We start from the raw sequence: 13630 nt of genomic DNA, 5'->3' as shown, positions 1-13630 counted from the left end.
CTTATGCGGAGGTGGCGATGACCCAGAACCTGCGGAACCTGCTCGACCAGCGCGTCGTCGTGCTCGACGGGGCCTGGGGCACGATGCTGCAGGGCGCCGGTCTCACCCCGGACGACTACCGGGCGGACTGGCTCGACGGGCACGCGAAGGACGTCACCGGCGATCCCGACCTGCTGAACCTCACCCGGCCCGACGTCATCCTCGACGTCCATCGCCAGTACCTCGCCGCGGGCGCGGACATCACCACCACCAACACGTTCACCGCCACCAGCATCGGCCAGGCCGACTACGGCCTGCAGGACCACGTCCGCGAGATGAACCTGCGGGCCGCCGAGCTGGCGCGCCAGGCCGCGGACGAGTTCGAGAACCGGTTCGTGGCCGGGTCGATCGGGCCGCTCAACGTCACGCTGTCGCTGTCGCCGCGCGTCGAAGACCCGTCGTACCGCGCGGTCACGTACGAGGACGTCAAGGCCTCCTACGCCGAGCAGATCAAGGCGCTCGCCGACGGCGGGGTCGACCTGCTGCTGGTCGAGACGATCTTCGACACGCTCAACTGCAAGGCCGCCATTACTGCCGCGCGCGAGGTCGCGCCGCATCTGCCGCTGTGGATTTCGGTGACCATCGTCGACCTGTCCGGCCGCACGCTGTCCGGCCAGACCGTCGAGGCGTTCTGGAGTTCCGTCGCGCACGCGGAACCGCTGGTCGTCGGCGTCAACTGCTCGCTCGGCGCCGAGGAGATGCGCCCGCACGTCGAGGAGCTCTCCAAGCTGGCCGGCACGTACACCGCGTCGTACCCGAACGCGGGCCTGCCCAACGCGTTCGGCGGCTACGACCAGACGCCCGAGGAAACCGGCGGCATGCTCGGCGAGTTCGCCGGGTCCGGGCTGGTCAACATCGTCGGCGGCTGTTGCGGCACCACACCCGCGCACATCGCGAAGATCGCCGCGGCGGTCAAGGATCTGCCGCCGCGGCGGGTGCCTTCGCACACCCAGAGCACGCGCTTCTCCGGCCTGGAGCCGTTCACGATCGGCGCCGACACCGGGTTCGTGATGATCGGCGAGCGGACCAACGTCACCGGGTCGGCCAAGTTCCGTCGGCTCATCGAGGCGGGGGACCACCAGGCGGCCGTGGACGTCGCGCTGGAGCAGGTCCGCGGCGGCGCCAACCTGCTCGACGTCAACTTCGACGCCGATCTGCTCGAATCCGAGCAGGAGATGACCACCTTCCTCAACCTGATCGCCACCGAGCCCGAGGTCGCGCGCATCCCGGTGATGATCGACAGCTCGCGCTGGACCGTGCTGGAGGCCGGGCTGCGCTGCGTGCAGGGCAAGGGCGTGGTCAACTCGATCAGCCTCAAGGAGGGCGAAGGCCCGTTCCTGGAGCAGGCGCGGCGCATCCGCGACTACGGCGCGGGTGTCGTGGTGATGGCCTTCGACGAGAAGGGCCAGGCCGACACGGCTCAGCGCAAGGTCGAGATCTGCGCGCGGGCGTACGATTTGCTCACCCGCGAGGCCGGATTCCCGGGCGAGGACATCATTTTCGACCCCAACGTGCTCGCCGTCGCCACCGGCATCAGCGAGCACAACGGGTACGCGAGGGCGTTCATCGAGGCGCTGCCGCTGATCAAGGAGCGCTGCCCGGGCGCGCACACGTCCGGCGGTATCTCGAACCTGTCGTTCTCCTTCCGGGGCAACAACGTCGTGCGTGAGGCCATGCACTCGGCGTTCCTGTTCCACGCCGTGAAGGCCGGGCTCGACATGGGGATCGTCAACGCGGGTCAGCTCGCGGTGTACGAGGACATCCCGGCGGACCTGCTGGAACTGGTCGAGGACGTGCTCTTCGACCGCCGGGAGGACGCCACCGACCGGCTCGTGGAGTTCGCCGAGACGGTGAAGGGCAGCGGCACCAAGCGGGTCGTCGACCTGTCGTGGCGGGAAGCGCCGGTGGCGCAGCGGCTTTCGCACGCGCTGGTGCACGGGATCGTCGACTTCATCGAGGCGGACACCGAAGAGGCGCGGCTCGCCTTCGACCGGCCGCTGGAGGTGATCGAGGGTCCGCTGATGGACGGCATGAAGATCGTCGGCGACCTCTTCGGGTCCGGCAAGATGTTCCTGCCGCAGGTGGTCAAGAGCGCGCGCGTGATGAAGCGGTCGGTGGCCTACCTCGAGCCGTACATGGAGGCGGAGAAGGAAAAGCTCAAGGCCGAGGGGCGGTTCGACACGTCACGCGGGCAGGGCAAGGTCGTGCTCGCGACGGTCAAGGGCGACGTGCACGACATCGGCAAGAACATCGTCGGTGTGGTGCTGGGCTGCAACAACTACGAGGTGATCGACCTCGGCGTGATGGTGCCCGCGGCGCAGATCCTCGACACCGCGGTGGCCGAGCACGCCGACGTCGTCGGGCTGTCCGGGCTGATCACGCCGTCGCTGGACGAAATGGTGTCGGTGGCGCAGGAAATGCAGCGGCGCGGGCTGAAGCTGCCGCTGCTGATCGGCGGCGCGACCACGTCGAAGCAGCACACGGCCGTGAAGATCGCGCCGGTGTACGACCACACCACGGTGCACGTGCTCGACGCGTCGCGCGTGGTCGGCGTGGTCTCGGACCTGCTGGACGTCAACCGTGCCGACGCGCTCGATTCGCGCAACCGCGCCGAGCAGCAGCGGCTGCGTGAGCAACACGCAAACCGGCACGCGACGCCGATGCTCACGGTCGAACAGGCGCGGGCAAACGCCGAACGCGTGTCGTTCGACGAGATTCCGGTGCCGGAGTTCACCGGGGTACGCGTGGTGGAGCCGTCGATTGCCGAGCTGCGCGAGATGGTCGACTGGCAGTTCCTTTTCCTGGCTTGGGAATTGAAGGGCAAGTACCCGGCAATCCTCGACCAGCCGGTGGCGCGCGAGCTGTTCGACGACGCCAACGAGCTGCTCGACGAGATCATCGCGAACGGCGCGTTCACCGCGCGCGGCGCGTACGCGTTCTGGCCCGCGCACTCCGTAGGCGACGACATCCTGCTCGACGGCGAGTATTCGGACTGGAAGTTCCCGATGCTGCGCCAGCAGACACAGAAGCCCGAAGGCCGCGCGAACCGCTGCCTGGCCGACTATGTCGCTCCTTCCCGGGACCACCTGGGCGGCTTTGCCGTGGCGATCCACGGCGCGGCCGAGCTGGCCGCCCGCTACGAGGCCGAACACGACGACTACCGGGCGATCATGGTCAAGGCACTGGCCGACCGGCTGGCCGAGGCGTTCGCCGAGCACCTGCACCTGGAGGCCCGCCGCCGCTGGTTCGAGCCGGACGCGGAGCCGAAGCTGGAAGACCTGCACGCGGAACGCTTCCGCGGCATCCGCCCGGCGCTGGGGTACCCGGCAAGCCCGGACCACAGCGAGAAGAAGGACCTGTTCACGCTGCTGGGCGCGGAGGAAATCGGCATCGGCCTCACGGAGTCGTACGCGATGACCCCGGCGTCGGCGGTGAGCGGGTTGATCTTCGCGCACCCGGAGTCACGGTACTTCACGGTCGGCAGGCTGGGCCGCGACCAGGTCGAGGACTACGCCCGGCGGCGCGGTCTGGAACTGTCCGAAGTGGAGCGTTGGCTGCGGCCGAATCTGGCGTACTGACAGAACCCGCTCACCGCTCGCGGTTGCGGTGGGGGAAGGGCGTGCGCGCCTGGGCGATGGGATGTGTGCGGAAGGCCGATCAGATCCCTGAAACCATTGCCGGGTCGGCCGTCGTGGTTTCGCCGCGCGGGAGCCCGGATGTTGCCGCCATGCTCATGCGCCGTGCCGGAGTACCACCGGCCGATCTGCTCGCGTTGGCCGCTGGCAGTCTTCGGCTCGTGCGGTCACCGTGAGTACGGCTCAGCGGCTCGTGCCGACGTGCGGTGAGCCTGCTTCGCCGGTCTCCAGCATCTCCACCATCCAGTCGTTGTACTCCTCCTGCATGTCGGCGTCGGCGAGCTCGGCCACCTCCTCCTCGAGCTCGTCTGCCGACATCCCACCGGCGAAGCGGCGGGCCGGCAGGCCGTCGCGGTAGAGCACGATCGTCGGCAGCGCGCGCAGGCCGTGCCGCTCAGCGAGGTCACGCTGCTCCATCGCCTCCACCGTCCACACCGCGATCTCCGGTCGCCGCGCCGCGAACTTGTCCAGTTCCGGCTGGAATTCCCGGCAAGCCGGGCTCTCGGCGACCCGGAACACCAGGACGGTCAGCCCGTCGGCGAGAACGGTGTCGTGCTGGTCTGCAGACAGTGCCTTCATCATGCGGCTCACGGTAATACCCGGCACTCCGCTCCCGGCCGTGCTGCGCGGACATGATGCCCGTCGAGTACCGGGATTCCTGCCCTTCCGGACCAGCTGCCGATGACCACAGGTGGAATGACTTTGTACCAAGCATGCAATGGAGTTAATCGGCAAACGTCACTAGCGTCGAAACCGGGCACACAAACCACTTCCGGGAGGCGCGGAAATGACACGAGCAGTCGTGATCGGTGGCGGGATCGTCGGCTTGACGGCGGGCCTGGCGTTACGGCAGGCGGGGGCCGAGGTGATCGTCTGCGAGCAAGCGGACGAGATCCGGGCGGCCGGGGCATCGCTCGGCGTGTGGAGCAACGCGCTGGCGGTTTTCGCCACGCTGGGCTTGCACGACCGGGTACAGGACATCGGCAAGCCCAGTGAAATGTACTTCCACGACAACCACGGCAAGATCATCCGGCCCGACGGGTTTCCCGCCGGGGTCGGGGACTACCTGCTGGTGCACCGGGCGAAGCTGAACAAGCTGGTCGCGGACGCGATCGGGGCGGAGAACATCCGGCTCGGCGCCCGGTTCGGCCGGTACGAGGAACACGACGGCGGGGTCACGGCGCAGTTTGCCGACGGCACCGAGATCGAGGCGGACCTGCTCATCGGCGCGGACGGCGCGTATTCGGTGGTCCGGGAGCAGCTGGTGCCCGGCGCGGCGGCGCGCGAGCACGTCGGGCACCACGCGTGGCGGGCGGTGCTGCCGCCGGAGGTGGCGACCGCGCCCGGTGACGTAATGGTGGTGGGGCGCAACGATTCCCGCGGCGGGTACGCGCGTACGTACGACGGCGGCGTGTTCTGGCTGCTTTCGCAGTTCAATGCACCAGAGCTCACCGGGACGAAAAAGGAACAGTGCCTTCTTCGTGCCCGTGACCTCAATGACGGCAATTGGAATCCGCTTCTCGAGGAATTGATCGAGGCGACGCCCGAGGAAGCGATCCTGCACAACCAGATCATGGTCGTGCCGCCGTTGCCGCGCTGGACCTCTCGGCGGGTTGCGCTGGCAGGGGATTCGGCACATGCGATGTCCCCGCACATCACCGCGGGGGCTTCCCTCGGCGTCGAGGATGCCGCATTGCTGGCCCGCTACTTCGCGGACGATCCCGAGCACGCGCTGGCCCGGTACGAGGCGGACCGGATTCCGCATTACGAGCACGTGGCGACCTTGTCGGGGGCAGTGGAGAAATCCGCGTCCCCGGCAGAATTCGCGCAGAACTACGCCGCTTTCAGCCACTGGATGACCAGCCAGCAGCCCGTCGCGGGCCGCGAGCTGGTTTCGGCGCGGTGACGGCATGGAAACCGTGATCGAGAACAGCGCGCCGGACCGGGGACTGTCCGCCGCGCAGGTGCGCGAGAGAATCGAAGCCGGGCAGGTCAACGACATTCCGGTGCGCACGAGCCGCACCGTCACGCAGATCATCGTCGGCAACGCCTTCACCCGGATCAACCTGATCTACGGCATCCTGTTTCTCATCGTCGCCTCCACCGGGTACCTCGCCGACGGCATTTTCGCCATCCTGATCGTGGCGAACACCGCGATCGGCATGGTGCAGGAGGTCCGCGCGAAACGGATGCTCGACAAACTCGCGGTGCTCGGCGAGGTCCGCCCGGTCGTGCGCCGCGACGGCGCGCCGGTGGACGTCGCGCGCAACGAGGTCGTGCTGGACGACGTGGTGGAGTTCCGCCAGGGCGACCAGGTCGTGGTCGACGGCGTGGTGCTGGGCGGCACCGGGCTGGAGGTCGACGAATCGCTGCTCACCGGGGAGTCCGATCCGGTGGTCAAACAGCCCGGCGACGAGGTGCGGTCGGGCAGTTTCGTGGTGGCGGGCAGCGGAACGTACCGCGCCACCAAGGTCGGCAAGGACGCCTACGCGGCGCGGCTCGCCGAGGAAGCCGGCCGGTTCACGCTCACGAAATCGGGGCTGCGCAGGGACATCGACCGGGTGCTGACGTTCATCGTGTACCTGCTGGTCCCGGTCGGCGCGCTGACCATCTTCAACCAGCTGTTCGTGGTGCACGCGCCGCTGTCCGAGGCGTTGCGCGGGATGGTCGCCGCGCTGCAGCCGATGGTGCCCGAAGGGCTGGTCCTGGTGACCAGCATGGCATTCGCGGTCGGGGTGGTACGGCTCGGCAAGCGGCGGTGCCTGGTGCAGGAACTGCCCGCGGTGGAAGGTCTCGCGCGGGTGGACGTCGTGTGCACCGACAAGACCGGCACGCTCACCGAGGAAGGCATGCAGCTGGCCGAGGTCGTCGTGCTCGACGAGGGTGCCCCGGCCGCCGACGCGCTGGCCGCGCTCGCCCGCGTGGGCAGCAGCCCGAACGCCAGCGCACTGGCCATTGTGGACGCTTACCCCGCCGATCCCGGCTGGGTGGCGGATCATTCGGTGGCGTTCTCCTCCGCACGGCGGTGGAGCGGGGCCAGCTTCGGCCACAATGGACAGTGGGTGCTCGGGGCGCCGGACGTCCTGCTTCCGGCGGGCAGCGCGGAATCCGAGCAGGCTCATCGGATCGGTTCCACCGGCAGCCGGGTGCTGCTGCTCGCCAGGGCCGAGCTCGCCGGGGACACGGTCGGTGACGTCCGGCCGGTGGCGCTCGTGGTGCTGGACCACCGGATCCGGCCGGATGCCAAGGAAACCGTCGACTACTTCGCCGCCCAGAACGTGGACGTGAAGGTGGTTTCCGGGGACAACGCGGCGACCGTCGGCGCCGTGGCGGCCACTTTGGACATTCCGACCGCGCGGACCCCGCAGGACGCGCAGAATCTGCCGGGCACCCTGGAAGAGGCGACCGAGCGGTACGGCGTGTTCGGCCGGGTCACCCCGGAACGCAAACGGGAAATGGTACAGGCGATCCAATCGCGGGGGCACACGGTCGCGATGACCGGTGACGGCGTCAACGACGTCCTCGCGCTCAAGGACGCCGACATCGGCATCGCGATGGGCTCGGGCAGCCCGGCGGCGCGCTCGGTGTCGCAGTTCGTGTTGCTGGACAACAAGTTCTCCGCGCTGCCGCACGTGGTCGCCGAAGGACGGCGGGTGATCGGGAACATCGAGCGGCTCACCACGCTGTTCGTGGTCCGCACGGTGTACTCGGTGGTGCTGGCGCTGGCCATCGGGATCGCGCAGCTGCAGTACCCGTTCCTGCCGCGGCACGTCACGCTGATCGCCGTGTTCACGCTCGCGATTCCGTCGTTCGTCCTTTCCTTGACCCCCAACGACGAACGCGTGCGGCCCGGGTTCGTCAAACGGGCATTGTGGACCTCCACCCCGGCGGGAGTCCTCATCGGACTGGCCGCATTCGGGTCGTACGTCGCGGTGAAAGATGTTGCCACACCGGAACAAGCGGGTACCACCGCGCTGATCACGTTGATGCTGATGGCACTGTGGACGCTCACCACGATCGCCCGCCCGTTCCGCTGGTGGAAGATCCTGCTGATCGTGGGGATGGCGCTGTCGACCTTGCTGATCTTCCTGATCCCCGGCCCGCGGGACTTCTTCGAGCTCGACCCGAGCCGGCTCGGCCACACGACGCTCGGGCTCGGCATCGGTGCGGCCGGCATCGCGGCCATGGAGCTCGTCCGGTTCTGCCAGCGGAGGTGGGCGAAATGACGCGGCACCGGCTCGACCCGGTTCGCGCGGCGGTGGTGGACGTGTTCGACCAGGACACGCCACCGGTGCTCGAAATCGATCCCGGCGACACGGTCGTCGTCGACGCGCTCGATGCGCGGGGCTATCTCGCGCCGTTGGAGACGCCGGGGGAGGAGCAACCCCGGATGTTCCCGGCGGGGCGCGGGCACTGCCTGGCCGGTCCGATCGCGGTGCGCACGGCGGAACCGGGGACGGTGCTGGCCGTGCAGCTGAAGTCGATCCGGCCCGGCCGGTGGGGCTGGACGGTCGCGGCGGCCAAGGACACCAAGCTCAACCGGGACCTGAACGTGACCGGCGAGCCGCCCGCCTGGCTGCTGTGGGACATCGATCCGGACCGCGGCACGGCCACCGACCAGCTCGGGCACGAGGTCACGATCGCGCCGTTCCTCGGCGTGCTCGGCGTCGCCCCGGCCGAACCGGGCGAGCATCGGACGATGCCACCGAGCACGTCGTTCGGCGGCAACATCGACTGCCGAGACCTCGTCGCCGGTACGACGGTGTACCTGCCGGTGACGGTGCCCGGCGCGCTGCTGCACGTCGGCGACGGCCATGCGGCGCAAGGCGACGGCGAGGTGGCCGGTACCGCGGTGGAATGTCCGATGACCACCGAAATGACGGTCGATGTCCTGCCCGGTGCACCCGTGCCGGGTATCCACGCCGTCACGCCGGCTGCGCGGGTCACGTTCGGCTTCGACGAGGACCTCGCCGTCGCGACGACCACCGCGCTCGACGCGATGGTCCAGTGGATCCAGCATTCGCACGGCCTGTCCAAGACGGTTGCGCTCGCGCTGGCCGGCGCGGTCGTCGACCTGCATGTGACGCAAGTGGTGAACGAAACGTGGGGCGTGCACGCCACTCTCGGCCACGATGCGATCCGCCGACCTGCGGGCGCTGGTGGCTCCGGCTAGTTTCGGCGGGTGGCGAGATTCAATCTGGTCCGGTTCGGGCTGGTCGCGGGGCTGGTGGTGCTCGCGGGCGGGGCGGTGGTGCTGACCGCGGCGGGGTCGGCGTGGTGGTGGTTCCTCGCGGGACCACTGCTCGCGCCGGCCGCGACCGGGGTATACGACCTGGTGCAGCGGCGGCATTCGGTGCTGCGCAACTACCCGGTCCTCGGGCACGCGCGGTTCCTGCTCGAGCGCATCCGGCCGGAGATGCAGCAGTATTTCGTGGAGCGCAACTTCGACGGCCGCCCCTACGACCGTAACGTCCGGTCGATCGTCTACCAGCGGGCCAAGGGGACGGCCGCCGAGGAACCGTTCGGCACGGAACGGGACGTGTACGCCGACGGGTACGAATTCCTGGTCCCGTCGCTCGCGCCGGTGGCAGTGCCGGACTCGCCGCCGCGGGTGCGGGTCGGCGGGCCGGACTGTTCGAGGCCGTATGACATGGCATTGCTGAACGTGTCGGCGATGAGCTTCGGATCGTTGTCCGCCAACGCAATTCTCGCCCTGAACCGCGGCGCCGCACTCGGCGGTTTCGCCCACGACACCGGCGAGGGCGGGCTGTCGGAGTACCACCTGCGCGGCGGCGGCGACCTGATCTGGGAAATCGGCACGGGCTACTTCGGCTGCCGAACCCGCGACGGCGACTTTGACCCCGAAGAGTTCTCGCGGCAGGCCGCGCAGGACGCGGTGAAATGTGTGTCGCTGAAGCTGTCGCAGGGCGCGAAGCCGGGGATGGGCGGAGTGCTGCCGGGTAGCAAGGTCAACGCCGAGATCGCGCGGGTACGCGAGGTGCCGGTGGGGCAGACCGTGGTGTCGCCGCCGTATCACCGGGTGTTTTCGACGCCGCGCGAGCTGGTGCTGTTCGTGGCGCGGATGCGCGCGCTCGCCGGTGGAAAGCCGACCGGGATCAAGCTGTGCGTCGGGTCCCGTCGGCAGGTGCTGGCGGTGTGCAAGGCAATGCTGGCGGAGGGCGTGACGCCGGACTTCATCGTGGTCGACGGCTCGGAAGGCGGCACCGGGGCCGCACCGCTGGAGTTTGCCGACCACCTGGGTACGCCGCTCACCGAGGGCCTGCACATCGTCCACAATGCACTGGTGGGCACCGGCCTGCGCGACCGGATCCGCCTCGGCGCGAGCGGCAAGGTGGCCACCGGCGCAGACCTGGTGAAGCGCCTGATCCAGGGCGCGGACTACACGAACGCCGCCCGGGCGATGATGTTCGCGGTCGGCTGCATCCAGTCACAGCGGTGCCATACGAACAGGTGCCCAGTGGGCGTGGCGACGCAGGACCCGAGACGGGCCCGGGCGCTGGATGTCGGCGACAAGTCATTGCGGGTGCGGCGTTATCAGGAGGCCACGGTGGCGAGCGCGTTGCGGATCATGGCCGCGATGGGGGTGGACGACCCGTCGGGGCTGGCGCCGCACCAGCTGCGCCGCCGGGTGGACCCGCGGACGGTGCTGTCGTACGCGGAGTGGTTCGACTGGCTTGAGCCTGGCCAGCTGATTGCGGAACCACTGCCGGGTTGGGCGGAGGATTGGGCGGCGGCGGATGCGGATCGGTTTGCCGGGTGAGGGGTGTTCCGGTGCCGGGTTGGGAGAATGGTGTCCGGTTGGTGGGTTGAGGGTTGTTCCGGTGCCGGGCTGGGTGGCGGCGGAGGTGGATCGGTTTGCCGGCCTGGGCGCGGTCGCTCCTGCAGTTCAGGCCCGATCCGGATTCTGCCCGGGCGCGCGCGGCGTTTCGTTGCCGAGCCGGGTGGCGGCTGAGGCGGTCTGGTTCGCGGGATGGGGCGCGTTTCGCCGCTGAGCTCAGCGGGGTTGGGCGGCGCCAGATCCCGATCGTTTCACCGGCGGGCCCGGGCGCGGTTGGTCTTGCAGTTCGGGCCCGATCCGGACGGCCTCGGGCGCACCTGGCAGCTGGCCGGGGATCGACTGCGGGTTCCAGGACGATGGCCCGGGTGGTTCACCGGGTGGGCCCTGGCGGGCGGGCCGCCGATCCGGCACGATCGGCAATCGTGGCTGTTTCGGGAGACGACACCGGCGACCTCGAGGTCTCCGTGCGATGGCGTGGTCCGGCCGCGGTGGTGACCGTGGGCGGGGAGATCGATCTGGTCACTGCGCCCGAACTGGGCGAGGTCGTCGGCGGGGTGCTGGAACGTGAACCCGGCGTGCTGGTCGTCGACCTGCGCGGGGTCGATTTCCTGAGTTCGTCCGGGCTGCAGGTGCTCGCCGGGGCGCACCGCAGGCTCGACGAGGGCGCGCTGCGCGTCGTGAGTACGTCGGCGGTTACTTCGCGGCCGTTCACCAGCACCGGGCTCGACGAGTGGATCGGCCTGTTCACGTCGGTCGACCAGGCTTTGGCCGGGGTCGCCGGGTCGGGCGGCTGAGCGTGGACGTGCAGGCGGGCACCCGCGGTCTCAGCTGCCACGGCATCGTCGCGGAGCCGGGTGCGCTGCGCGCGTTGCGGCACCGGCTGCTGGCTTGGGCGCTGGCGTCCGGCATCCCCGAAGACCGGGCGCACGACATCGTGCTCGCCGGGTACGAGGCCCTCGCGAACGTGGCCGACCACGCGTACCCGGGCGAGGAGAGCGGGCTGGTCGACCTCGATGCGGTGTGCCATCCCGGCTCCGTGCAGGTCGTGATCACCGACCACGGCCGCTGGCACCCGCCGGACGGCGCCGACGACCCGGTGTCCTTGCGCGGCCGCGGTTTGCTGCTGCTGCAGGCGACGGCCGACGAGGCGGACGTGCGCACCGGCGTGGACGGCACGGTGGTCACGCTGGGCTGGCACCTGGAGCCGTGACGGTTCGGTTCTGGCTCGGCGCCGTGACGGCTCAGCTCACCGGCGCGGTTTCCCCGGCTGCGCGGTGGCGGAGGAGGTACCGCTGCAGTTTCCCGCTCGGGTTGCGCGGCAGGTCCTTGACGAACTCCACCCGCCGCGGGTACTTGTACGGCGCAGCAAGGTTTTTCGCGAAGTCCTGAAGTTCCTTGACCTTCGCGTCGTTGCCCTCGACGCCCTCGTTGAGCACGACGTACGCCGCGACGATCGAACCGCGTGCGTCGTCCGGGGCCGCGACGACGGCGCACTCCACCACGTCCGGATGGCGCAGCAGCACTTCCTCCACCTCGGGACCGGCGATGTTGTAGCCGGACGACACGATCATGTCGTCGCTGCGGGCGCGGTAGTGGAAGTAGCCGTCGGAGTCGCGGACGTAGGTGTCGCCGGTGAGGTTCCAGCCGTTCTCGACGAAGACGGTCTGCCGGTCGTCGGCGAGGTAGCGGCATCCGGTGGGGCCCTGCACGGCGAGGCGGCCGGGGGTGCCGTCGGGGACCGGGTCGCCGTTGTCGTCGACGACCTGCGCGCGGTACCCCGGCACGGCGCGGCCGGTGGCGCCTGGGCGGGTGTCGTCGTCGGCGGCGGAGATGAACACGTGCAGCATTTCGGTGCTGCCGATGCCGTCGATGAGCCAGTTGCCGGTGGCCTCGTGGAAATCGAGCGCTACGGCCTCGGGCAGCGCTTCACCGGCCGAGACCGCGCGGCGCAGCTTCGCCAGCTGCGCCCGCTTGTCCGACGCCAGGATCGCCCGGTACGCAGTGGGCGCGGTGAAGAGGACGGTGACGTGGTGCTCGGCGGCGAGGTCGGCGAGCTCGGCCGGGGTGGCGCGTTCGACGAGCAACGTCGCGGCTCCGGCGCGCAACGGGAACACCAGCAGACCGCCAAGGCCGAAGGTGAACGCGAGCGGCGGAGTGCCGCAGAAGAGGTCGGTCTCGCGGGGCTGCACGATGTGCCGGGAGAAGGTGTCGGCGATCGCGAGCAGGTCGCGGTGGAAATGCATGGTGGCCTTGGGACGGCCGGTGGTGCCGGAGGTGAACGCGAGGATCGCGACGTCGTCGGCAGCGGTGTCGACGTCCTCGAACGTTTCGGGCCGGGTGGCGCAGCGGGCCGCGAGGTCGTCGGCGCTGTCGCCGCCGTAGGTGACGATGGGCAGGTCGAAAGTCCGCAGCTCGTCGGGGAAGCGGTGATCGCACAACGCCACCACGGGCGAGCTGGCGTCGACGATCTTGGCCAGCTCGTGCGCCCGCAACATCGGCATGGTGGCGACGGCGACCGCCCCGGCCTTCAACACGCCGAGCCAGCACGCGGCGAGCCACGGCGTGTTGGGCCCGCGCAGCAAGACGCGGTTCCCCGGTACGACGCCGAGCGCGGTGAGCTCGTGCGCGATCTGGTTCGCGCGGGTCTGGAGCTCGCCGTACGTCCAGGAGCTGGTGGGCGAAAGCACGGCGGGCCGGTCCGCGCCCCAGCGCGCGACGGTGTCGTCGAGCAGTCGGGTGGCGGCGTTGAGCCGGTCCGGGTAGTGGAGTTCGGGCAGGTCGAAGGTGAGTCGAGGCCACTGCTCGAACGGCGGGAGGTGATCCCGGCAGAACGTGTCCACATGCGCACTCGGCTGGAGCTGCACCACCACTGACCCCATTTCAGGCTTCGGTTATCACGCGGAAGCTACTGTAATACGTTTTACGACCGTCAGGAAGACGCAACATCGGATGGTTGCGGAGGGGGTTTGGGGGAGTACGGAGAGCAGCGGTTCGTGGGCGGTTCGTGAGGCGGTCTGTGGGCGGTCTGTGGGGCGGGGGCTTGGGGCGCGCCGGGCTGGTTGTGCGGTCTCATTCCGTGCGGCTTGGTCTGTTCCGCGCATTGGCGGCGGTTGGGGTCTGGGTGCGGGATGACGTGGCGGTGGGAGCACCCCGAAGC

At 69.6% G+C, this 13630-nt stretch carries 9 protein-coding genes; 7 read left to right on the top strand and 2 right to left on the bottom strand.

The window, feature by feature from the left end; all coding sequences use genetic code 11:
- The first annotated feature begins 17 nt into the window (after positions 1 to 17).
- Positions 18 to 3617 carry a methionine synthase gene (gene metH, locus OO71_RS11455; protein ID WP_033289654.1) on the top strand — a complete coding sequence of 1200 codons (3600 nt, stop codon included), beginning with the start codon at positions 18 to 20 and terminating at the stop codon, positions 3615 to 3617.
- A 240-nt stretch (positions 3618 to 3857) separates the two neighbouring features.
- Here metH and OO71_RS11450 read toward each other — a convergent pair whose 3' ends face one another.
- On the bottom strand, positions 3858 to 4256 hold the full coding sequence (locus tag OO71_RS11450) for a thioredoxin family protein (RefSeq protein ID WP_033289653.1): 399 nt from the start codon (positions 4254 to 4256) through the stop codon (positions 3858 to 3860).
- 205 nt (positions 4257 to 4461) lie between these two features.
- On the opposite strand from OO71_RS11450, the gene OO71_RS11445 reads away from it, so the two are divergent.
- From OO71_RS11445 to OO71_RS11420, 6 genes are all read left to right on the top strand, one after another.
- Entirely contained in the window at positions 4462 to 5580 is a 1119-nt protein-coding gene (locus OO71_RS11445) for an FAD-dependent oxidoreductase (RefSeq protein ID WP_033289652.1), read from the top strand.
- Positions 5581 to 5584: 4 nt separating this feature from the next.
- Complete coding sequence (locus tag OO71_RS11440; protein WP_051791433.1) at positions 5585 to 7900, top strand: cation-translocating P-type ATPase; 2316 nt, start codon at positions 5585 to 5587, stop codon at positions 7898 to 7900.
- Positions 7897 to 8847: an acetamidase/formamidase family protein gene (locus tag OO71_RS11435; protein WP_033289651.1), complete on the top strand. Its 951-nt coding sequence runs from the start codon at positions 7897 to 7899 to the stop codon at positions 8845 to 8847. The genes OO71_RS11440 and OO71_RS11435 overlap by 4 nt, the downstream gene beginning before the upstream one ends.
- 9 nt (positions 8848 to 8856) lie before the next feature.
- Complete coding sequence (locus tag OO71_RS11430) at positions 8857 to 10455, top strand: glutamate synthase-related protein (RefSeq protein WP_156096254.1); 1599 nt, start codon at positions 8857 to 8859, stop codon at positions 10453 to 10455.
- A gap of 440 nt (positions 10456 to 10895) precedes the next feature.
- Positions 10896 to 11267, top strand: coding sequence for an STAS domain-containing protein (locus tag OO71_RS11425; protein ID WP_051791432.1), 372 nt, complete (start codon positions 10896 to 10898; stop codon positions 11265 to 11267).
- A 2-nt stretch (positions 11268 to 11269) separates the two neighbouring features.
- On the top strand, positions 11270 to 11683 hold the full coding sequence (locus OO71_RS11420) for an ATP-binding protein (RefSeq protein ID WP_033289650.1): 414 nt from the start codon (positions 11270 to 11272) through the stop codon (positions 11681 to 11683).
- Positions 11684 to 11714: 31 nt separating this feature from the next.
- Here OO71_RS11420 and OO71_RS11415 read toward each other — a convergent pair whose 3' ends face one another.
- Positions 11715 to 13352 carry an AMP-binding protein gene (locus OO71_RS11415; protein WP_211260490.1) on the bottom strand — a complete coding sequence of 546 codons (1638 nt, stop codon included), beginning with the start codon at positions 13350 to 13352 and terminating at the stop codon, positions 11715 to 11717.
- Positions 13353 to 13630 lie beyond the last annotated feature (278 nt).

Source organism: Amycolatopsis jejuensis, from assembly GCF_000717335.1.
GTDB lineage: Bacteria > Actinomycetota > Actinomycetes > Mycobacteriales > Pseudonocardiaceae > Amycolatopsis > Amycolatopsis jejuensis.
This window is presented reverse-complemented; position numbering and strand designations above follow the sequence as displayed.

Excerpts from the sequence above, each read along its gene's own strand:
- metH (WP_033289654.1), top strand. The coding sequence starts at position 18 with ATGACCCAGAACCTGCGGAACCTGCTCGACCAGCGCGTCGTCGTGCTC.
- OO71_RS11450 (WP_033289653.1), bottom strand. The coding sequence starts at position 4,256 with ATGATGAAGGCACTGTCTGCAGACCAGCACGACACCGTTCTCGCCGAC.
- OO71_RS11445 (WP_033289652.1), top strand. The coding sequence starts at position 4,462 with ATGACACGAGCAGTCGTGATCGGTGGCGGGATCGTCGGCTTGACGGCG.
- OO71_RS11440 (WP_051791433.1), top strand. The coding sequence starts at position 5,585 with ATGGAAACCGTGATCGAGAACAGCGCGCCGGACCGGGGACTGTCCGCC.
- OO71_RS11435 (WP_033289651.1), top strand. The coding sequence starts at position 7,897 with ATGACGCGGCACCGGCTCGACCCGGTTCGCGCGGCGGTGGTGGACGTG.
- OO71_RS11415 (WP_211260490.1), bottom strand. The coding sequence starts at position 13,352 with ATGGGGTCAGTGGTGGTGCAGCTCCAGCCGAGTGCGCATGTGGACACG.